General features: G+C 55.4%; 24 protein-coding genes. 23 read left to right on the forward strand and 1 reads right to left on the reverse strand.

Annotation, left to right across the window (positions count from 1 at the left end; all coding sequences use genetic code 11):
- Window positions 1-5: 5 nt before the first annotated feature.
- The 21 genes from BMX00_RS03880 to BMX00_RS03970 all read left to right on the forward strand — a co-directional run bounded on the left by BMX00_RS03880 (window position 6) and on the right by BMX00_RS03970 (window position 14,670).
- Window positions 6-1,277, forward strand: a complete 1,272-nt coding sequence (locus tag BMX00_RS03880) for a N4-gp56 family major capsid protein (RefSeq protein ID WP_090827302.1) — start codon at window positions 6-8, stop codon at window positions 1,275-1,277.
- Window positions 1,278-1,472: 195 nt separating this feature from the next.
- Window positions 1,473-1,916: a hypothetical protein gene (locus tag BMX00_RS03885; RefSeq protein WP_090827304.1), complete on the forward strand. Its 444-nt coding sequence runs from the start codon at window positions 1,473-1,475 to the stop codon at window positions 1,914-1,916.
- A 64-nt stretch (window positions 1,917-1,980) separates the two neighbouring features.
- Window positions 1,981-2,352 carry a hypothetical protein gene (locus tag BMX00_RS03890; RefSeq protein WP_090827306.1) on the forward strand — a complete coding sequence of 124 codons (372 nt, stop codon included), beginning with the start codon at window positions 1,981-1,983 and terminating at the stop codon, window positions 2,350-2,352.
- Complete coding sequence (locus BMX00_RS03895; protein ID WP_090827308.1) at window positions 2,352-2,684, forward strand: DUF6682 family protein; 333 nt, start codon at window positions 2,352-2,354, stop codon at window positions 2,682-2,684. The genes BMX00_RS03890 and BMX00_RS03895 overlap by 1 nt, the downstream gene beginning before the upstream one ends.
- Window positions 2,681-3,304 carry a phage adaptor protein gene (locus BMX00_RS03900; RefSeq protein WP_090827310.1) on the forward strand — a complete coding sequence of 208 codons (624 nt, stop codon included), beginning with the start codon at window positions 2,681-2,683 and terminating at the stop codon, window positions 3,302-3,304. Before BMX00_RS03895 ends, BMX00_RS03900 begins: the two co-directional genes overlap by 4 nt.
- 115 nt (window positions 3,305-3,419) lie before the next feature.
- On the forward strand, window positions 3,420-4,319 hold the full coding sequence (locus tag BMX00_RS03905; RefSeq protein WP_090827312.1) for a hypothetical protein: 900 nt from the start codon (window positions 3,420-3,422) through the stop codon (window positions 4,317-4,319).
- Window positions 4,319-4,645 (forward strand): hypothetical protein, encoded by a 327-nt coding sequence (locus tag BMX00_RS03910; RefSeq protein ID WP_090827316.1) that lies wholly within the window; start codon window positions 4,319-4,321, stop codon window positions 4,643-4,645. The genes BMX00_RS03905 and BMX00_RS03910 overlap by 1 nt, the downstream gene beginning before the upstream one ends.
- Complete coding sequence (locus tag BMX00_RS14705; protein ID WP_218141478.1) at window positions 4,636-5,223, forward strand: hypothetical protein; 588 nt, start codon at window positions 4,636-4,638, stop codon at window positions 5,221-5,223. The genes BMX00_RS03910 and BMX00_RS14705 overlap by 10 nt, the downstream gene beginning before the upstream one ends.
- A 424-nt stretch (window positions 5,224-5,647) precedes the next feature.
- Window positions 5,648-5,863, forward strand: a complete 216-nt coding sequence (locus BMX00_RS03920) for a hypothetical protein (RefSeq protein WP_090827318.1) — start codon at window positions 5,648-5,650, stop codon at window positions 5,861-5,863.
- A gap of 2 nt (window positions 5,864-5,865) precedes the next feature.
- Entirely contained in the window at window positions 5,866-6,162 is a 297-nt protein-coding gene (locus BMX00_RS03925; protein ID WP_090827320.1) for a hypothetical protein, read from the forward strand.
- A complete protein-coding gene (locus tag BMX00_RS03930) occupies window positions 6,162-6,422 on the forward strand; it encodes a hypothetical protein (RefSeq protein WP_090827324.1) in 261 nt (86 codons plus the stop codon). The genes BMX00_RS03925 and BMX00_RS03930 overlap by 1 nt, the downstream gene beginning before the upstream one ends.
- The gene (locus BMX00_RS14535; RefSeq protein ID WP_177171752.1) at window positions 6,419-6,589 is read left to right on the forward strand and encodes a hypothetical protein; all 171 of its coding nucleotides are present in this window, start codon (window positions 6,419-6,421) and stop codon (window positions 6,587-6,589) included. The genes BMX00_RS03930 and BMX00_RS14535 overlap by 4 nt, the downstream gene beginning before the upstream one ends.
- Entirely contained in the window at window positions 6,586-6,741 is a 156-nt protein-coding gene (locus BMX00_RS14540; protein ID WP_177171753.1) for a hypothetical protein, read from the forward strand. Before BMX00_RS14535 ends, BMX00_RS14540 begins: the two co-directional genes overlap by 4 nt.
- An 86-nt stretch (window positions 6,742-6,827) precedes the next feature.
- Window positions 6,828-7,301, forward strand: coding sequence for a lysozyme (locus BMX00_RS03935; protein WP_090827326.1), 474 nt, complete (start codon window positions 6,828-6,830; stop codon window positions 7,299-7,301).
- Window positions 7,302-7,475: 174 nt separating this feature from the next.
- On the forward strand, window positions 7,476-9,509 hold the full coding sequence (locus BMX00_RS03940; RefSeq protein WP_090827328.1) for a hypothetical protein: 2,034 nt from the start codon (window positions 7,476-7,478) through the stop codon (window positions 9,507-9,509).
- Window positions 9,510-9,653: 144 nt separating this feature from the next.
- Window positions 9,654-10,037, forward strand: coding sequence for a hypothetical protein (locus BMX00_RS03945; protein ID WP_090827329.1), 384 nt, complete (start codon window positions 9,654-9,656; stop codon window positions 10,035-10,037).
- Window positions 10,038-10,071: 34 nt separating this feature from the next.
- Window positions 10,072-10,509, forward strand: coding sequence for a hypothetical protein (locus BMX00_RS03950; protein WP_090827331.1), 438 nt, complete (start codon window positions 10,072-10,074; stop codon window positions 10,507-10,509).
- On the forward strand, window positions 10,510-12,039 hold the full coding sequence (locus BMX00_RS03955; protein WP_090827333.1) for a LamG-like jellyroll fold domain-containing protein: 1,530 nt from the start codon (window positions 10,510-10,512) through the stop codon (window positions 12,037-12,039). It abuts the gene before it with no gap.
- The gene (locus BMX00_RS03960) at window positions 12,039-12,641 is read left to right on the forward strand and encodes a GNAT family N-acetyltransferase (RefSeq protein ID WP_090827335.1); all 603 of its coding nucleotides are present in this window, start codon (window positions 12,039-12,041) and stop codon (window positions 12,639-12,641) included. The genes BMX00_RS03955 and BMX00_RS03960 overlap by 1 nt, the downstream gene beginning before the upstream one ends.
- A gap of 2 nt (window positions 12,642-12,643) precedes the next feature.
- Window positions 12,644-13,846: a hypothetical protein gene (locus BMX00_RS03965; protein ID WP_090827338.1), complete on the forward strand. Its 1,203-nt coding sequence runs from the start codon at window positions 12,644-12,646 to the stop codon at window positions 13,844-13,846.
- Window positions 13,847-13,851: 5 nt separating this feature from the next.
- On the forward strand, window positions 13,852-14,670 hold the full coding sequence (locus tag BMX00_RS03970; RefSeq protein ID WP_090827340.1) for a hypothetical protein: 819 nt from the start codon (window positions 13,852-13,854) through the stop codon (window positions 14,668-14,670).
- Between the two features lie 185 nt (window positions 14,671-14,855).
- Here BMX00_RS03970 and BMX00_RS03975 read toward each other — a convergent pair whose 3' ends face one another.
- Window positions 14,856-15,980, reverse strand: a complete 1,125-nt coding sequence (locus BMX00_RS03975) for a glycosyltransferase family 4 protein (RefSeq protein ID WP_245727668.1) — start codon at window positions 15,978-15,980, stop codon at window positions 14,856-14,858.
- 461 nt (window positions 15,981-16,441) lie between these two features.
- Between BMX00_RS03975 and BMX00_RS03985 the strand changes: the two genes are divergently transcribed.
- Both BMX00_RS03985 and BMX00_RS03990 read left to right on the forward strand, forming a co-directional pair.
- On the forward strand, window positions 16,442-16,846 hold the full coding sequence (locus BMX00_RS03985) for a hypothetical protein (protein ID WP_177171754.1): 405 nt from the start codon (window positions 16,442-16,444) through the stop codon (window positions 16,844-16,846).
- A 403-nt stretch (window positions 16,847-17,249) separates the two neighbouring features.
- Entirely contained in the window at window positions 17,250-19,427 is a 2,178-nt protein-coding gene (locus BMX00_RS03990) for a TonB-dependent receptor family protein (RefSeq protein ID WP_090827346.1), read from the forward strand.
- The last annotated feature ends 42 nt before the right edge of the window (window positions 19,428-19,469 follow it).

Genomic DNA, 19,469 nt, shown 5'->3' on the forward strand with positions numbered 1-19,469 from the left:
TTTAAATGGCTGAAACCAATGTAGGAAGCGGCAGTTCACTCGCCGTTAAATACTATAGCGCGGCACTCTTCGCCAATACGCTGAAGGGCGCGACCGCAATGGAAAATCTCGTCGGGCAGGTAGAGCCGACTGCCGCGATGGAAAAGATGGCGGGCCAGACCCAACCTGGCATGCCTATCGTGCGTATTGATAATCTGACGAAAAACGCGGGCGATACCGTATCGCTGGATCTGGTCGATACCATAAGCGGCGAGCCGCTCATGGGCGACGTGAACCGCGAAGGTCGCGGCAGCGCACTCTCGTTCTCCTCAATGGATGTCAGGGTCGATCTGTCCAGCAAAGTGGTTGACGCGGGCGGCAGCATGTCGCAGCAACGCACCAAGCATCAGTTGCGCGAGATTGCGCTGGCGCAGTTGTCCGGTTATTTCCCGCGCCTTGCCTCGCAGACTTCGCTGGTGCATCTGGCCGGTGCCCGTGGTTCCCAAACCGGCACGGACTGGACGATTCCGCTTCAAAGTGGCTCGAACTTCGCTTCCATCATGGTTAACCCGGTGAAGGCCCCGACCTACAACCGGCATTTCGTTGTGAATGGTGCGGGTTTGACCGCTGGCGGTCAGCAATTGGGTTCCATCGTATCGACCGATGCGTTGAAGCTCGTTCATCTTGATCTATTGCGGAAAAAGCTGGACGACATGGATCAACCCTTGCAGTCCGTGCAGCTTGCTGGCGACCGGGCGGCGCAGACTTCCAAGATGTGGGTGTTCCTTGCCACGCCGAATCAGTACTCGGTGCTGCTCACGGAAGGGTCGCTGCGCGCATTTCAGCAAAACGCCGTAAACCGCGCGGCCTATCTGGATGTCCGCCATCCGCTGTTTGCGGGCGAAGTGGGCATGTGGAACGGCATCCTCGTGATCAAGAATGAGCGTGCCATCCGCTTTTTGCCGGCCGAGACCACCAAGATAGTCACCGCGGCCAATGCTCCAACCGCTACCGAAACCGATCAGCAGATAAACACAGCGCTGACTGCCGGTTATGCCGTCGAGCGTGGCCTGTTGCTGGGCGCTCAAGCCCTTGGCGTCGCCTATGGCAGAACCAAGGTGAGCGGCATGCAGTATGGATGGAAAGAGCACTGGTACAACTTCGAGAGCAACCTTGAAGTCATGGGCGAAAAGGTTTGCGGCCACGCGAAGATACGGATGTCCATCGATGACGGTACAGGCTCGAAGATCCCCACGGACTTCGGCGTCATTGCCGTCGATTCCGCTGTGCCGCTGTAATTCCGGTAACGGGCAGGGCGGTGCGCAGGTATTAATCTTCAGAGAAAGCGTCCGGGTTTACGCTTTCGCGAGAAAAGATGACGCTACGCGAATAATCCGGTCTCTGCCCCTGTTTTGGCGGGAAAGGCCTTTCTGGACTTTCCGACCTCGCTTCTACAAATCCTGCCTTCAATTCACCCTCTTCAAGGAGTTTTTATGGCAATTTTTAATGCACCAGATTTGAACAGCAAAGCCCGGTACATGGGCGCGTATGGCAATGCGGCGGTTACATGGGGTTCGGTGGCGCCTGCGGCCGGAACGTCGGGCGACGTTTACCGGCCCTTGATTATCCCGGCGGGGGTGGAGGTTACCGATATCGACATCGTTAACGACGATCTCGATTCCAATGCTGCGCCGACCATTGCATGCAAGGTGGGCTATGCGCCGCTCAACCCCGCGGATGGTCCCGCGGTCGATGATTACTTTGCCTCGGCGGGCAAAACCTTCCTCAACGCCGCGGGCCGCAATTCTTTGGCATTCCAGCCTATCAAGTTCGAGAAGCCGGTATATCTGGTCGTCACGCTGACCGCATCGGCCGCGACCTTCACCCCCGGCAAAGTGACGGCAATAGTCAAAGGTGATGCCGCGGGTATCAAATAATTTACCAACGGCCTAGGGCGACGTCCGCCTGGAGGCGGGTCGCCCCTTTTATGGAGTGTTGTGTATGCCGCAAGTCAAATATATCGGCGCCACAGTCAAGACAGACAGCATCAACGGTATCGGATTAAGGTGGCATCCAGGACAGGTTCGTAACGTGACGGCCGAAGTCGCCGAGCGGCTGTTCATTTATACCGATACATGGCTAGGTATGCGGGATGAACAACCGGTTGAGGCCGAACCTATTGGATTGGCGCACATGCAAAAACCGGTTGAAGAACCACTTCCTGTATTCGATTTCCATGGCATGGGTAAAGACGCGCTGGTTACATTTGCCCAGCGCGAATACAACGAACGACTGGACAAGCGCCTGAGTGAAACCACACTGCGGCACAAGGTCATCGCGCTGTTCGGAAAACATCAGGCTGAGGCCGAATAATGGCCTTTACGTACCAATCGGTTATCGATGTGGCGCGCATGCCGCTTAACGACGAGGACAAGGCACGGTATTCGAATGCCGCGCTGCTCATTTACGCCAATCACGGCATGCTGCAAATTCTCAAGCGCAGACCGGACTTGTTCGTCGGGCGGTTTGGCAGCCTGCCGACCGGCGAGGCGGCGCCTGCCGATGCGTTTCCTCTGCCCGCCTGCTATGTCCAGACACTGGCCGATTATGTGACGGCCCGGGCGGAAATGGCCGACGATGAGCATGTGAACTCGGGACGTGCCGCAACGTTTGCGCAATTATTCGAAGCCGAGGCACAACCATGAAACTTTGGAGCGCTTTTTACGACCTGGCAGTGCCTGATACCCCAGGCTGCCCATTTGAAGCGATGGATGCCGCCTTGCGTCAGGCTGCCACTTCTTTCTGCGAACAGTCGTTGGCATGGAAATACGAGCATCCATCGATACCAGTAACGATTGGGATTGCCTCTTATGGCGTTGTCGCGCCTGCCGAGGCCATGATGCACGCCATCATCCATGCGGAATTCGATGGCAAGGAAATCAATTCCCGTATTCGGGAAGCGGATACATGGACGGCCGGTTGGAGCAGAAAGACGGGCATGCCGGAATATATTTTCGGTGCCGCCCCATCGGTAACGCTGGTCCCTGTTCCCGATGTTGCAGGAACGCTTAGCATGACCATCGCCCTCAAGCCATCCCCTACCGCTGCGGGGATTGATGATTTCATATTCAACGAATACCGCGAGGCAATCGTTCACGGCGCGCTGGCGCGGCTGATGCTGTCACCCAGGAAGCCTTATACGAATGCGCAACTGGCGCAGTACCACAGCCAGCAATTCCTGGTCAAGACGGCGGATGCCGGAATGAGAGTGGCGAGAAGCTACACCCGTGCACCATTAAGAACCCGGATTATGGGAAGGACATAAGGGCGTCGCAACGAAAAAGGTATGTAGGGTCGCCCTAAAATGACATTCGAATTTCCCGCCTTTGCGGAAATGGCGAAGCCTGGTTGCAATGGCTGGTTTAACTGAAGGGTAAGACATGGGACTCAAATTCTCCAATTTTGGCAAGGCCATTGTCAGTTCAGCCCCCATCGGGACGAGCGGCCTGAGCTTTACGGTGGAAGCGGGCAAAGGCATCCTTTTTCCATCGCTCGGCACGGGTGATTATTTCTATGGGATCTTCAAGGACGCGTCCGGAAACCGTGAAATCGTAAAGGTCGAGGCGCGCAGTACCGATGCGATGACCATCGCGCCGGGCGGGCGCGGCCTCGACGGGACCGTCCCAAGAACCTGGGCGGCTGGCGACTATTTCGTGGCCGGGTTGACTAATGCCGCCCTGCAGGAGTCTCTTTCCAATACGAACCTGGCGGCTTTCGGTGCGTTATCGAGCTCCGCCGACACCTTGCCCTACTTTACCGGACCGGGCGCTGCAGGGCTGACCGGATTATCCGCCTTCATCCGCGGATTGCTTGGCGCAGCGGATGCGCCAGCGGCGCGCGCAACGCTGGGTGCCGCGCCCTCCGCGCTCATCCCATCCGGGACGGTCATGTCATTCTTCCAGGCTGCCGCCCCTACGGGGTGGACCCAGGTAACCGCACACAACGATAAAGCGCTGAGAATTGTGAGCGGCACAGGCGGAGGCTCCGGCGGATCGGTAGCGTTTACCACCGCGTTCGCTTCACAGGCAGTTACAGGATCTAACAGTGCAACAACTCTAACAGAGGCCCAAATACCTTCTCACAGGCACGGGGTCGTCGTCGGGAATGGATCATCTGGAACCGTGTACCCTGATTACAATCCGACAGATGGAAATCTCGCAGCTGCTACTGCGTACTCAGATTATGTGGGAGGCGGCGGTTCACATACCCACTTTTTTGCCGGCACAGCCATTAACCTGGCGGTCCAGTATGTTGACATGATTCTGGCGAGCAAAGACTAATGGAAATCAAAATTGCCGAGTGCCCGCTCGGGGCGAAGTGCGAAGAAGTTAAAACAGAGGATGGAAAACAGGTGCTATATCGTTGTCCCTGGTATGTTCGGGTGCGCGGAACGGATGTCAATACCGGGAAAGAAGTGGATCAGTGGGGCTGCGCCATTGCCTGGATGCCGGCACTTACCATCAATACCGCCAGCGAGTCGCGCAGGGGCGCGGCTGCTACCGAGGCCTTCCGCAACGAAATGGTAAAACAGGGAGTACAGACGCAACAGGTTCTACTGGCAGCGGCACAGCAGACTCTGGAAGGAGGGAAAAGGACATGCGCATGACCATCATACGGGAAGACGGCATTGTGGGGGTTGACGGGATATTCAGGCGCATTGACCTTTCTGCGCTTCAAACAGATATTCGCGCCGTGCAATGGAATGGCGTCAGCGGGCATATCGAGTACGACACGGCAGCCAACACGCCCCTGGAAAGCATTGCGGACTTTCAGTCATTCATTGACGCCTGGATGGCCGCCGCTCCGCGATCTCCAGCTCCACCTCCGCCTGCGCCCAGTGAACTTAAAGCGGCCGCACTCAGCCGCATCAATGCCGCGTATCAGGCTGCCGCAAATGCGATGACGAACGAATATCCCGAGGAGGAAATCGGAAGCTGGGCAAAACAGGAAGCAGAAGCTCGGGCGTGGCTACGCGACCCCGGCACGGCGACCCCGTGGATGGATGCTGCGGCAGCAGGCCGAGGAATAACGAAGGCCCAATTGGCCGCCAAGATCATCGATAACATAAATCTGTATGCACCGGCGCATGGGGCGCTTACCGGAAAGAGGCAGAAGCTGAGGGACCAGATCGCCGCACTGGGCGATGATCCCACCCAAGCACAACTGGACGCGATCCAATGGTGACCGAATCCAGTTCACTTTTATAACCTTGCAAGTCAACGGGGCGGCATAGTGGGTACTGGTATTGCCCGTAGACAGTCGTTCTTCTGATTTTTTGTACTATTTGTTCGTCGGCTTCGGGTAAACCGATTCTGGTAAACGGACATACGGACGAGAATATCTTTAAGTGCGGAAACCGAGACATGCCGCCCACGGGCGGCTTTTTTATTTTGTAGAGGCGGTAAACAACCCCCCGCTCGAAGGCTCCATCAAACACAGGATGTGATTCGACGATAAAAATCTCGAGCGCAGGCATTGAACGGGCGATCCGGAGAAAGACGGTTGAGCTGTACAAAAACACCGGCAATACAGATACCTGCAACACAGGCAGTTGCGAGAGTTCGGGAGAGTTGAGGTTAATCGTTAACTACAACAAATGGAGATTTGAATGCCGAAATCAGTATGGGAAAAAGCAGGGGACGAAGCCAGAGCCAAAATCGGACAGGCTGCGGACTATGTGGTGGATACATCGAAAAATGTGGATGCCAGGATGGAAGGCGGGGCTGATTCGCTGCTGGACAAGCTGAAGTCATCCAGATGGACGAGCGCAATCTTGATCGCCGCTGCCGTGATTGTGATTGTGGTCTTGGCGAGCCTGTTCTGATCATGGCTGATGACGAGAGCCCCCAAAGGGTGGAAAGACGGCGAGGCCCGTCGACCTACACGCTATCGTTCGGTGGAATCATCGCGGTAGCCGGCCTCGTTGCGTCAGGGGTGGCGACGTACAACGACTTGCAAAACGATATCGCCACGCTGAAAAGGGGTGAACTGTACCAGGAGCAGACGAACCAGCGATTGGGTGACGAGGTAAAGGCCATACGAACCGAGCAGCGCGAAACGATGCGCGAGTTCAATGAAAAGTTGGACAGGATAATTGACCATTGGCCTCAAAGGAGACGGTGATGCGCTACCTTGCTATTTTCTCAGCTGCCGTTCTCGTGGCATGCACGGTAACTCCGGCCGTTATAAAGAATGAAGAATCTGAGTTACCCGCATCACCCCCCGTCGAAAGCCCTGAGCCGAAAGATCAGAAGGAACCGGTCCCCGGTAAAACCGGCGTGAAGGCCAAGCTGCCCAATCCGCCCCCCTGCGCGGATATTAATACGGGTGATTTGAAGGAAGACATCCGGGCAAAACTCGACTGTTTATCGAGGTATAAATGATCAAGCCACCTATGCCTCAGATCCCCTTCATGGTTCAGGACATGGTCTTTTCTCCATCTGTGCGGGCCGATATAGCTGTGCATGACGTCCTCAAGGACGAGGCGTACCTGCTCATCAGGGAAGATGTGCCGACTATCCGCTCCGGTATTGCGAGAGCAGGGAAATGAACTGGTTCAAGGGTTGGCCGATAACGTACCTGGGCATCTCATCACTTTCAGCCGGCTCATGGATAAATGGAGGAGCTGATGCCGGACTGGTGACGTGCGGATTGTGCCTGATCGTTTCAGGTCTGATACAGCTGGCGAAGTCGCGGGATTAAATGTATTTCTAACAATAGAGACGAACGGACCTGATAGGGCATTTGCTGCGGCAGCGCTGTGACGCCCCAACGGTCGAGGTGAAAAAATGATCAGGCAAACGACTAAGCGGTCTGCAATCGCGGCACTTGTTCTATCCGCCTCGGCATTTGTCGGGTTGGCCATGCATGAGAATTATCGCGAAATCGCTTATATGCCGACGCCGGATGATGTGCCGACCATAGGCTTCGGTACGACCGACGGCGTCAGGATGGGGGATACCATCACCCCGCCGAGAGCATTGGCCCGCGCCCTCGCGGATGCCTCAAAGTTTGAGGGAGCCATAAAACAGTGTGTAACCGTGCCACTGCATCAGCATGAGTACGACGCTTTGGTAAGTCTGGCCTACAACATAGGCGCGCAGGCGTTCTGTGGTTCTACCTTGGTGAAAAAGCTGAACGCTGGCGATTACGAGGGTGCCTGCATCGAGATCAAGCGCTGGAACCGGCAGGGCGGGAAAATATTGCAGGGCCTGGTAAAACGGCGGGAAACCGAATACAAGCAGTGCATGGGGACAGCCTGATGGGTTGTCCCCTTGCATTATCCCGTTGTATTATCCCGCGGGCATAACACTACACCCGCTTTGGTGGCAGATAAAACCGGCAATGGTGCGGCCGGGACGGGGAACGCGGTTTAACCGTTTGCCAACACCGATTTTGGACAAACATACACTGGCTTTCAGTCTCACATTTTTATTATGACAGCTTTTCGCATATCGGGTTTTTCCGGGCTTATTCCACGGCTGGCAAAGCAATTGCTCGCGCCGAATCAGGCGCAGACGGCTACCAACTGCAATTTGACGAGCGGCGATCTGCGCCCGCGAAACGGACTGAAGCTGGTATTCGCTCCCGTCGTTAGGGATGACATCGTTTCCATGTTTCGCATGGAGAAGGGCGGCAACGAAAAATGGCTGGCGTGGGATAAAGACGTGGACGTAGCGCGTTCGCCCGTTGCAGACAACGCTTCGGGGCGTTTTTACTATAGCGGAGACGGTGAGCCGCGCGTATCGGATTATGACACCGCGACCGCTGGCGCCGGCCCTTATCCTTCCGGCTGTTACGTGCTGGGGGTCGCGCCTCCTGTCAAAAAGGCAGGCGTGGCGCCTGCAGGAGGAGCAAGCGCGACCATGGTGTCGCGGGCGTATGCCTATACGTTCGTTACGCAATGGGGGGAAGAGTCCGCGCCTTCTCCTGCTTCAACCCTTACAACCGGAAAAGTCGATGCTACCTGGGCGCTTTCCGATATGGATGCCGCGCCACCGAACTTCGGAATCATAACAGCCGTGGTCAGGGATACCCCAGCTGCCGGACAGGTAACCGTTACGCTCGACAGTGTATTTGGGTTACGCGCGAGCGAAGAGCTTAGGTTCACTTCCATCGCCGGAATGACCGATCTGAACGGTAAATTCGCCTTGGTTGCCGTTGATTCATCCGCAAAGAAAGTGATCGTATCGCTGGCTACCGCACAGGCTTACATTGCGGGGGGAACGTGGAGCCGGGTTGCGCCTCACAACACCAGTGGCATGAACAAGCGCGTCTACCGCACGTTGACCACTTCAAACGGGACAGAGTACCAGTACGTAGCGACCATTACGGCAGCCGCCACCCTATACAACGATACCGTCGCGGATGCGAATCTGGGCGAGATGTTGCCATCCACGTCCTGGTCGATGCCTCCGGCTGATATGAAAGGCATCCTTGTCCTCGCGAACGGCATTGCATGCGGATTCCGCGGAAATGAGGTGTATTTCTCAGAGCCATTCAAGCCTTACGCATGGCCAACTGCTTACCGGCAGACGTACGACCAGGACATCATCGCCATCGGCGTAACGGGCACGACGCTCGTGGGCATGACAAAGGGCAACCCCTTCACCATTACCGGCGTTGAACCCGCCACGATGGGTGGGGGAATGGAGAAGCTCGGCGTGGCCTGGCCGTGCCTGGCCAAGCGCGGCGCTGCAAGTTTTGCCTTCGGCGTGGGTTATCCGGCACCTCAAGGCATGGTAATCATTGGGACAAACAGCGATGTCGTGACCAAGGATCTGTTCACGCAACGAGAATGGTCTGAACTCAACCCTGAAACGTTCATCGCCGCCTCCGCCGATAACCGCTATTACTGCGGTTACACAGCGAACGGAAGCTCGCTCATGTTCGTGATCGACAAAGCCGAACCGGCATCCTTTATCAAGGTGAACCAGAAAATCACGGGTATCTGGGCCGATCCGTGGACAGGCGAACTCTACGTTACGCTCGACAAGAAAATTTACCGGTGGGAAGGGGACGCGGGAACAAAGCTTTCGTACGAGTGGAAGAGCAAGAGATTCATAACGGCGTCGCCCATCAATTATGGGGCCGCCAAGATCGACGCTGACTTCGAAATGACGGAAGCGGAATCCGCCGGCGCACAGGCGGCTTACGCCGCGGCGATAGCCACGAATCAGGCATGGATCACAATCGCCGCAATGGACGATGGTTTGGCAGACCCCTCGCTGGGCGTCCGGGAGATAGGTGGAGATGAGATGCCGGAGATCCCGCCTCTCGCTATCGATTCGCTGCAATTCCAGCTTTGGTCGGATGGCGCGATGAAGTTTACCAAGCAGCTCAAAAATGCCCGTGCTTTCCGCTTGCCCGGCGGCTATAAGGCCGATAACGTGGAGGTTGTGCTATCCGGTAATGTAAAGGTTACAGGCGTAGTACTGGCTGAGACGATGGATGGGTTGAAGCAGGCGTGACGACCTGGCAGGCCTAACGACTCACTCATCGATCTGGCACCAAATATCTGAAAGAGACTTCTGTTTTCCGCGTTCCGGGGAGACGATGCAAATCACGAGCCGTTCGCGACCTGCGGGCGGCTTTTTTTTATGGAGGAGAACCGAATGGCGAAATACGCTCACGCCGACGTACTGGATGGCGGACTGAATGCGATCAAGAATAACGCAATTCGCATGCTGTTGCTGAAGGCCTATAGCACCGCGGACGGTTATGCAACCGTTACCGCCAACGCGATTTGCACCGTAGCAATGATTTCCGGCGACTATAGCCTCTCCGGAGCGGACGGCGCAGCGCGCGTCCTCACTGTTGCCGCCAAGAGTGCAACGGCGTCCGCCAGTTCCGGCGCGTCCCCCAACCTGCACATCGCGTTCACCGATAACGTCAGCAAAGTGCTGTGGGTAACGGATGAGACCTCGGATCAGGTGGTGACCAGCGGCAATACGGTCAATTTCCCCAGTTTGACTTATACCAGCAGCCAGCCGACCTGATCATGAATACTGAAGAGATTCGGAGAATGCAATAATGGCGGCCTTCACGCAAGCACAGGGCGCGCGCAGCGCGCCCGTACTCAGCCTTGGAACGCTGGCAAGCGCTACGTATGCAGCCTCGTCCGTTATAGATCTCGGGGCCGCTATTCCCCTGGATGTCACGCTCGAGGTCGAATGCGCTCCAAGCGCTGCCACGACCGGAAACCGACAACTCATCCTTTTTGCCAAGCTATCGCTGGACAATACCAATTTCGGCAGTGGCCCGGAAAGCGGCGCCTCGACCACCAATGAACTCGATCTTCACTGGATTGGTACCTTGCCCTGCAACGACAACACCACGCACAGGAAATTCTTCAGTCTGCAGGGTTTGCCGGTTACACGCTACCTCAAGCTGGTGGTTAAAAACGATATGGGCGTCGCGCTTGCTTTCGGGAATGTTTACAGGGCAGACATTACCGGGGCATCGGCGTAGGTGTCTGCCCTGCTCCTGCCGAACAGGTTCAAGCAGCAGCCGCAGTACGCTGCGGCGCTGAACGACGCGAACCTGCTTACGCGCCACATCGAGCAGGCCTATTTCGCGGCGGGGTGGCAACTAAACGATGCCGGAAATTCAAAACGCTCTTTCTCAAATACGGGCGCAAGCATATCCGTAGGCAGGGACGGCCCGGCATTCAAGACCAGCGGCAGTACCAGCAGCTATTTCACTGCTCCGTCCGCCGCGCTTATAAGGTTTAGTCTTGAGGCGCACTACATCCCGAATGCGGCTGCCAGCCAGTACATTTGTGGGATTCAGGAGGCGCCCAATGCCGTATCGCATGACCGCGAATTGCGAATTGACTCGGCTGGCAGGTTTTTATTCTATATTTATGCAGGTGCACCAAAACAGGCGATATCAATTTCATCCGCGGCGGTAAATATCCCGGTTCATCTGCTGGGTGTCAGTGATGGCACAAATATTTATCTATACGTCAACGGAGTTTTAGAAGCGACTACAGCCGCCGGCGACGCCTACGGTGGGTACGCCAGTCCAGAGTTCGTGATCGGAGCAGGGCAAACGGACGCGGGTGTTTCAATACCCGGCTCGGGCCTGCTGAACTATGCGGTCTACTTCAACAAGGCGCTGAACGCTTCGGAGGCAAGAAGCCGATACGACAATAAATTTTCGTTATTGCGGGCACCGGCCAGACGAATATTCAGCGCCAGCAGCAGCAATCTAATCGCGGCTGCCTGCATCCAGACAAACACTGTGGGTGTGGCTGCGATCGTTCAGGATCACATACTTGCCGGAACGGCTTCCAGCCAGGGGAACACAGGCGGTACCACAGCGGTTAGCGGAAATCATGGCCTGGCGGGGGCGGCAAGCGCGCAAGGCAACGCATCCGGGATAGGCGCTGTCGCGTATGCATTTACCCTTGCCGGGGGGGCAGCCTCCCAGAGCAATACCGCCGGTACCGGTGCGGCTGTCCAGGTTCATGTCCTGCTTATAGCAACGGCAGTGCAAGCGAATGATTCCCGTACGGCGGGGATAGCACAAGCTTATATTCTGCTGCCAAGCAGTTCGGCGCAGATCAATACCGCCAGCACCGGAACTATAACGCTCGGCAACGGCGGCCTGGCCCCCGCGCCATCGGCGCAGGGAAACATTACAGCCGCAGGAGCAATCATCCAGGCACATGTTCTCGCCGTTATGGCATCCGGGCAGGGAAACAGCACCAGCACTGGCGTTATCAGCGACGGCATTGTGGTTGAGTCGCTCCTGGCTACCGGCACGGTGGTTACGCCCCGTACCAAAAAGCCGGGCGTGCCCGCCGGAACACCCGAGTGGCTTAAAACCATGATTGAAATATTGACGGGGCGGCGCGCTAATAAGATCGCGGTCCCCGGATTTCAGCTGTTGACTTTTTCGGCAATACCCACAAAGGCGGAGTGCGAGGCGCTGTACGCCTACACCAACACTGTGCGCCATGCGCTCGAGCAACTTATTTCACGGATGGACGGTTAATGAATTCTGAATTGATTTCCCTGCTCAAGACCCATATCGGCGTTCCTTTATCTGCGGGGCTGGCCGCTGAAATTTGCGTGGCGGCCGGCCGGATTGAAACGCTCGTACCGACTTTGGAGATCTCGCGGGTGAGACCGGAAAGTTATAAAGGCTGTACGTTTTCCCTTGAACGCATCGAAGCGATTGTCAATGAAATAAGACCGCTGCATCAGGCGCATTGGAACGAAACGGAAGCGCACCGCCATGGGTTGCAGTTCAACCCGGACTACCCGGCATTCATCCGGTACGAGCGGGCAGGGCGTTATGTACTCCTGACCTTGAGAATTGACGGTAATTTATCAGGTAACTGCGCAATGTATCTGGACAAAAGCACGCATACACAAACACTCATCGCGACGGAAGACACGCTTTATCTGTCGCCGGAAGCGCGCAAAGGCAGGGTAGCAAGCCATTTCGTAGCCTACATGGAGAGCGTCATGCGTCAACTCGGCGCGCGAGAAATCCATATCACGGTTAAAACCGTCAATAAGGCCGGGCGATTCTTCCAGATGCTCGGTTACCGTCACGTCGAAAATGGATTAACCAAAATACTGGAGGTTTGACAATGTGCAGCCCAAAACCGCCGAAGCCTGATCCGCTCATCGGGCAGGCAGCAAAACAGAATGCAGACATCGCCCAGCAGCAGCTCGATGTTGCCAGGGAACAGCTCGCATGGGAGAAGGATCGCGCCCAAACGCAAGATCCCCTCATCCAGAAGATCGTCGGCCAGCAAATTGCGTCGCAAGACGCCAACGCCGCCAGAGCGGAATCGCAGTGGGAAACCTACCGCAAGCTTTTTGCGCCAGTCGAAGAGCGAATGGTACAGGACGCCAATACGTTCGATTCTCGGGAACGCCAGGACCGAATGGCGGCGGAAGCCGCGGCCGACGTTGCACGCGGCTACCGGGGAATGCTGGAATCCAACCAACGTGCAATGGAACGCATGGGTATCAATCCCAACTCCGGTAAATTCCAGTCAATAACAAAAGACCTTAACCTGGGGCTTGCCAGGGATTCGGCGGGAGCCATGAATAAAGCGCGGCGGGATATTGAATTGCAGGGCATGGCGATGAGGCAGGGCGCGGCCCAATTTGGGCGAAGCATGCCCACGACCGGCATTGCCACGGATGCAGCGGCGCTTAGCGCCGGCAACTCTGCAACCGACAACCTCGCCACCAAAGCTGGGCTTCATAACGCGGGTACGAATACGGCACAGAACTGGTTTGGCGGAGCCACGGGCGCAAACACGGCAGCAGGCAATTTGGCCCTCGGGCAATATCAGGGGCAGCTCAACGCATGGCAGCAGGCCGCCCAGAATTCCGCAACCGGTGCTGCCGGGCTGGGCAACCTGATTGGCCAGCTCGGCAGTGCGTATATCATGAAACCCATCGCGCTGCGCAAGGGCGGCATTATCAATGGCGGCGGCGCTCATGAATCGTCTCATGGCACAAACATCGGCCATGGCGAAGGCGGCTTATCACCCCTGGAGGGAAGCGCCGGTTCCGCTGGTTCTTTGGGTGGGCTGATACGAGGCCGTGGCAACGCTACCAGCGATTCCATTCCTGGCACGATAGAAGGCAGGCAGCCCATTCGGTTATCGAATGGCGAAGCAGTACTGAATGCCAAGGCCGTGAAACTTCTCGGGGAAGATTTCATCCATTGGGTCAACAATATTGCCTTTGCCACGAAAGGTCACCCTGCGCAGGACAGCCGAACAATGAGAAAAAACAATGGACCAGGTAGCGTATCGAATATTGTGGGGGCGTGAAATTCATGTTTAATTTTGGCGCATTTGCAGGCGGCCTCGCCCAAGGCATTCGTAGCGGTCAGGATATGCAAACCAGGCAGAATACGGCTGGCCGGTTGGCAAGGGCAGACGATCGCGAGGCTGAAATACACCAGGCGAAAATGGATAAGGCTGACATCGTTAAAGGCAAGCGAGAGCGGCTCAGCGCTGCGAATGAAGAAATCGTCGCAGGGTGGAGCCAGACCCGGCAACCAAGACCTGGCGCAGCTGTGGATTCGAACAAACCTGGGTTGACAAGATCCGTTGTGAGGCCAGCAAAAACAATGCCCCAGGCCATATCTGAAGCAGGTGGACCTGAGCCACAAGGTTTCACCACGTTGGAAAATACTACCGCTGTCGATGAAGCCACCCCGGGCTTGATGAGTCAATACGGGGTATCCCGGCTATCGAACACTCCAGCGGTGCAAGGGATAACAGCCGATGAAACAATCGGACGGCGCATGTTGACCGGCAATCTGCTGGACGATGCGGATGAGCTTACGCGGATGGCGACTATCTATAAAAAGCATGGACTCCTGGCTGAAATGATGCCTTGGCTGAATAAAGCCTATGATGCGAAGAAAAAGCGCATCCCGGATGCGCTGCATCTTTTGTTGACCGGGGACGCAAAGGGAGCCAGAGATGCTTTACGGAAAGGCGGAATAAACCTGGCGGAGGATCCGGTGCCCGTGGATCAGAGCGATCCGTTAAGCAATAATTGGAGATTTAGATTTGAGAACGGCACGGAAAAGACCATTAACCTGAAGGACTTGGCGGCACAGTTTCTACCGTCAACACTTCGCTAAGCAGAATGAGATTTCCTGAGCATATCGCTCCTGAGTAAAGCGGCCCGCTGCCCAGAGCCGGGCGGCGGCCCAGCTTTAATTTTTCTTCGGGATTCTCATTTGTGCGCTTTAATCAACTGTCTTATAGTTGGTAACTATAGCAACCACGACTCCATCTGGTGGATTAAGTTGAAATAACTAAAGAATTAGGAATAATATTTTCCTTTTTTGCTTTTTTCCATTATCAGTACTTCATTAAAAAGATCAAACACTTCCTTAGCATATCGCTCTTGAGTAAAACGACCGGCTGACCAGATTTGGGCGGCGGTACCTAAGTTTGATCTTTCGTCGGGGTTCTCATATAAATACTGTATCTTAGTCGCAAGCTCATCATAATTTCCAGACTCATACAGTAGGCCTATTTTTCCATCTTGAATCAACTCGGCAGTACCTCCACTATTTGAAGTAGCTATCACAGGCATTCCAGCAAGCATTGCTTCTACTGTTGCTCGACCGAATGCTTCCCATCGCGAACATACCAGCACAACATCTGCCTCTTGAAAGAATCGTGTAGGATTTTTAGCATATCCGACGAAATTTACTCGGTTTCCCAAACCCAAATTATATATTTGCTGCCCGAGTGCCTTGCAAAAACGCTTATTACCATCCCCGATAATAAGCAATTTAGCATCAATTCCTCGTCTCACCACTTCGGCTAGTGCGAGAACTGCTTCATCCTGACCTTTCGCAAAATTTATGGAACCTACAATGACACATGTGAAGACCCGTTTATCCAGATCTCGCTCCGCTTTCTCAATCTGACTTGGTACGGTGACGGCCTGATAGATCATGCGCAACTTTTGCTGGCTGATATATTTAGCGTAATCTATAGCGACCGCATATGAATTAGCGATAAAAGCTACGGAAAGCCGTTCCATCAAGCGAATTGTCCCGTGTATCCCGAGATCAAACATTAGATTGGGGTCGCGATCCGCAAACTCATGCAAATGCCAAACATGCGGGCAGCCCGCTAGCCGCGCCGCCAACGCTCCAATCCCAATAGCTACAGTATTAGAACATACGACGTCACACTGCCATTTTTTAATTGTCCGGGCCATCGGTATCGTCAGTAATAGTGCTTTTACTGTTCGCTGGATACGACCTGGCATCCACGCGTGACGACGACTAGCTATCCAACGAGAGTAGCCGATTATTTTCCACTCAACATTTAGGCGATCGAGCTGTTCCAGTAATGGTCCTCTCTTTGGAATAAGAACCTTGCAGTCTATCCCTTTTGCTATAAGACCCTCTAATAGTTCAAGCAAAGCCAATTCAGCTCCGCCTCTACCCGCTGTATGCGATACAAAACAAACGCGCATCAGGCATGCATGCGGCAATTTATGGCCGCTCCATAGGCTTCAAGTACATTGATACTCATTTGATCATTATTCACAATGACGGGATTAAGGGACAGAACAAAATCGACAGAACAAGAAAGTCTGCCGTTTCATTGCAAAAAATGAAAATCCTCTTCAATAGGGATATCTCAGGCTGGTGTTGTACTCTTCTTGCCAGGAAAGTTCAATATCCCACGGCAGAGTACCATTTTGACAGGCCATCGCCTAACTAGAGGCGGGCACGAACGGCCGATTTACAGATTCCGGTTGTTGAAAACGCGACTGAGAAGGCGGGCCCCGCGACTTGATTGTGGCCTCCAATAACACCGCAAGGGCTTATGTGGGCTGGGCCTAATGGATTAGAATTGCAGTCCGGCATTATGGAGGCCATCACTATGAAAGGGATCAGTTTCGCCGCTATTTTGGGCGCATTCGCCGCATTCACCGCAAATGCGGGTATTTTAAACAATGGGAACTGGTCGCCCAGTGGCTGCGGCGCCCGGCCCGAAGCTCCGGTTATCGACTCGACGAGTGTTGATGCGTTTAACCGGAGCATCAACATGATCAATACCTGGCAGAAACAGATACAGACATATCATGACTGTATGGTGAGGGAAGCAAATGCCGATGCCGCTGCAATTAACCAGGCTGCGGCTGCGGAGCAGGCTAAAATAAACGCAGCGTCTGAAAAACTGAATTCAGACGCGAATATCGCGCGAAATAAATTGGATTCTTCGCCTGCTCGCGGCCCGGTAAACGGGCCCCCGCTGGGGTCGGGGATGGAGCGCCAGGGTTACTGAGGGCGCCACCAATTGCCCGCTATTTAGAGGTTGAGCGGGACAATCGCTCGGCGAAAACCCCGGTTCCGCTGTGTAAAACGAATGAACATCCCTCATTTTTTCGCTCGAGCGATTCCCTGGATGAGCAATGGACCCCCACGGCGCTGTCGCATGGGAGAACGACTCATTCCGGAGCACTTCTGAAGTTTTATAAAGCAGAGGCGGGTATGGCGCCTGACGTCCCGTTGAGCCCCGCTGGGTTTCCGCTTTTCTGGGGGAGTTAGCTTGTTTATCCCACTGCATATGTCTGCTTATCAATAAGCCTTTCCGGGGCAAATTGGAATAGCTGGTTCTGCCTTTCTGCCCTTACCATGTTGTGACATATCGGCATAAAAAAGAACCGTTCCTCCGACGGCCGCATCTGATGCCGGTTGCGGCGCTGTTAACTATTGCAGCCAGCCCTTCCTTCGCCGAAGCGGCCGATCCAGCGGCCAGCATTCTTTCAAAACTCAACCCTGTCGTCATCACTGGCACGCGCATCGAGCAATCGAGCTTTTCTCTGCCGATGTCTGCCGATGTGGTGGAAGCGGGCGTCATTCGGGACGGGCGTCCGCTCGTCAATCTTTCTGAAGCGCTCGCGCGCGTCCCCGGCCTGGTTATTCAGAACCGCCAGAATTATGCGCAGGATCTGCAAATATCCAGCCGGGGTTTTGGCGCGCGCTCTCCTTTCGGCATACGCGGGATACGGATGGTCGTCGATGGCATTCCCGTCAATAATCCCGACGGGCAAGGCCAGGCAGCAAATATCAATCTCGGTTCGGTCAAGCGCATCGAAGTATTACGCGGCCCTTTCTCGGCCATCTACGGCAATGCCGCTGGCGGCGTTATTCAGGCGTTCACGGAAGATGGCCCGGCGGGTACGGTATTGTCAGGCATGCTGCTGGGTGGCAGCTACGGCACGTCGCGTGGGGAAATCAAGCTGGGCGGCACGCTCGGGGGAACAGCCGAGGTAAATGGGGCAACCAATGGGACAAATAAGGCGATAGACGGGACGCCGGGACCGTTCAATTACATGATCGATATTTCCCGCTTCCAGACCCAGGGTTATCGAGAACACAGTGCCGCGACACGCTACCAGTCGAGCGCAAAGCTTGTCTATAAATTTAGTTACGATTCAACGCTCACTCTGGTTGCCAATAATCTGTATCAGGGCGCTACCCAGGATCCGCTCGGGCTGTCTCGCGCTCAGGTCATTGCCGATCCGCGCCAAGCGGATGCGAGCGCGACCACATTCAATACGCGCAAGAGTATCGATAACACGCAGGGTGGGCTGGTCTATGAACATAAGTTTTCCGCGGCACACACCATCAAGCTGATCGGATATGCGGGTACGCGGCAAATTCTGCAATTTCTTGCTGTGCCGGTGGGCGCGCAACTTCCGGCTACCAGCCCCGGGGGAGTGGTGGATCTGGACCGCGAATTCGGCGGACTTGGGTTGCGATGGACATATCGCGGTTCAGGACAGCGTCCGCTGAACCTGACCGCGGGCATTGAGTACGACGGCTCCAGGGAAAGACGCAAGGGGTTCGATAATTTTGCCGGGCTGGTGCTGGGAGTGCGCGGCAATCTGCGCCGCAACGAGAACAATATTGTGACCAGCTTTGCCCAATATATTCAAGGTGAGTGGCAGTTTGCGCGTGCCTGGTCGCTTTCTGCCGGGGTGCGCCATACCGAAGTGAGATTCAAGTCCGAGGATTTTTTTATCCGCGATGGCAACCCCGACGATAGCGGGGGAATTACCTACCGCAGCGTGAATCCCGTGGTGGGGCTGTTATATAAGGCCACCCCCCTGCTCAATCTGTACGCCAGCACGGGCACGGGATTCGAAACGCCAACGTTCGCCGAGCTGGTTTACAGGCCTGACGGGGGGTCGGGTCTCAATTTTGCGCTTCGACCCAGCAGGAGCATCAATGTCGAAGCAGGGTTCAAGTGGCTGCTCACCGATACGACGCGCATCAACCTGGCAATTTTTGAGACCCATGTAACCGGGGAAATTCTGCCCGCCACCAACTCCGGTGGCCGAGCTACGTTTCAGAACGCGGCCGATACCCGCCGGCGGGGCGTGGAACTCTCGGCCGATTCCCGCTTTGGCCCAGACTTGGCCGTCTACGCGTCTTATACTTATCTCGACGCCACATTCCAGGATTCGTACACCTATCGACCCACCGCGTCGCCGCGCATAGTAACCGTGGGCGCGGGCAATTTCCTGCCGGGCGTGCCGCGCAATATCGCTTATGGGGAATTAACCTGGCGGCGGGGCCTGCCGGGATTTTCGGCGGCCCTGGAAGCGATCTATCGCGACCATATCTTTGCCAACGATACCAATACCGAGGCAGCGAAGCAGTATGCCCTGGCGAATATCCGGTTCGCCTATTCGCACCAGATCGGCGGCTGGAAGCTCAGCGAATTCGTTCGGGCGGACAATATCACCAATACCGGATATGTCGGTTCGGTAATTATCAACGAAAGCAACGGCCGGTTTTACGAACCCGCACCGGGGCGGAACTACATGGTGGGGGTGAACGCGAGCTACGCTTTTTAATTTTTGATAACTGCTCACAGATGGGCTCTTGCTCTCCGTATT

Origin of the sequence: Nitrosovibrio tenuis (genome assembly GCF_900109785.1) — a bacterium.
Lineage (GTDB): Bacteria > Pseudomonadota > Gammaproteobacteria > Burkholderiales > Nitrosomonadaceae > Nitrosospira > Nitrosospira tenuis_A.

Coding starts and splice junctions, on each gene's coding strand:
- BMX00_RS14540 (WP_177171753.1), top strand. CDS start 6,586: ATGAACTGGTTCAAGGGTTGGCCGATAACGTACCTGGGCATCTCATCA.
- BMX00_RS03880 (WP_090827302.1), top strand. CDS start 6: ATGGCTGAAACCAATGTAGGAAGCGGCAGTTCACTCGCCGTTAAATAC.
- BMX00_RS03910 (WP_090827316.1), top strand. CDS start 4,319: ATGGAAATCAAAATTGCCGAGTGCCCGCTCGGGGCGAAGTGCGAAGAA.
- BMX00_RS03900 (WP_090827310.1), top strand. CDS start 2,681: ATGAAACTTTGGAGCGCTTTTTACGACCTGGCAGTGCCTGATACCCCA.
- BMX00_RS03905 (WP_090827312.1), top strand. CDS start 3,420: ATGGGACTCAAATTCTCCAATTTTGGCAAGGCCATTGTCAGTTCAGCC.
- BMX00_RS03960 (WP_090827335.1), top strand. CDS start 12,039: ATGAATTCTGAATTGATTTCCCTGCTCAAGACCCATATCGGCGTTCCT.
- BMX00_RS03890 (WP_090827306.1), top strand. CDS start 1,981: ATGCCGCAAGTCAAATATATCGGCGCCACAGTCAAGACAGACAGCATC.
- BMX00_RS03895 (WP_090827308.1), top strand. CDS start 2,352: ATGGCCTTTACGTACCAATCGGTTATCGATGTGGCGCGCATGCCGCTT.
- BMX00_RS03920 (WP_090827318.1), top strand. CDS start 5,648: ATGCCGAAATCAGTATGGGAAAAAGCAGGGGACGAAGCCAGAGCCAAA.
- BMX00_RS03925 (WP_090827320.1), top strand. CDS start 5,866: ATGGCTGATGACGAGAGCCCCCAAAGGGTGGAAAGACGGCGAGGCCCG.
- BMX00_RS03940 (WP_090827328.1), top strand. CDS start 7,476: ATGACAGCTTTTCGCATATCGGGTTTTTCCGGGCTTATTCCACGGCTG.
- BMX00_RS03970 (WP_090827340.1), top strand. CDS start 13,852: ATGTTTAATTTTGGCGCATTTGCAGGCGGCCTCGCCCAAGGCATTCGT.
- BMX00_RS03930 (WP_090827324.1), top strand. CDS start 6,162: ATGCGCTACCTTGCTATTTTCTCAGCTGCCGTTCTCGTGGCATGCACG.
- BMX00_RS03950 (WP_090827331.1), top strand. CDS start 10,072: ATGGCGGCCTTCACGCAAGCACAGGGCGCGCGCAGCGCGCCCGTACTC.
- BMX00_RS03945 (WP_090827329.1), top strand. CDS start 9,654: ATGGCGAAATACGCTCACGCCGACGTACTGGATGGCGGACTGAATGCG.
- BMX00_RS03985 (WP_177171754.1), top strand. CDS start 16,442: ATGAAAGGGATCAGTTTCGCCGCTATTTTGGGCGCATTCGCCGCATTC.
- BMX00_RS14535 (WP_177171752.1), top strand. CDS start 6,419: ATGATCAAGCCACCTATGCCTCAGATCCCCTTCATGGTTCAGGACATG.
- BMX00_RS14705 (WP_218141478.1), top strand. CDS start 4,636: ATGCGCATGACCATCATACGGGAAGACGGCATTGTGGGGGTTGACGGG.
- BMX00_RS03965 (WP_090827338.1), top strand. CDS start 12,644: ATGTGCAGCCCAAAACCGCCGAAGCCTGATCCGCTCATCGGGCAGGCA.
- BMX00_RS03935 (WP_090827326.1), top strand. CDS start 6,828: ATGATCAGGCAAACGACTAAGCGGTCTGCAATCGCGGCACTTGTTCTA.
- BMX00_RS03990 (WP_090827346.1), top strand. CDS start 17,250: ATGCCGGTTGCGGCGCTGTTAACTATTGCAGCCAGCCCTTCCTTCGCC.
- BMX00_RS03885 (WP_090827304.1), top strand. CDS start 1,473: ATGGCAATTTTTAATGCACCAGATTTGAACAGCAAAGCCCGGTACATG.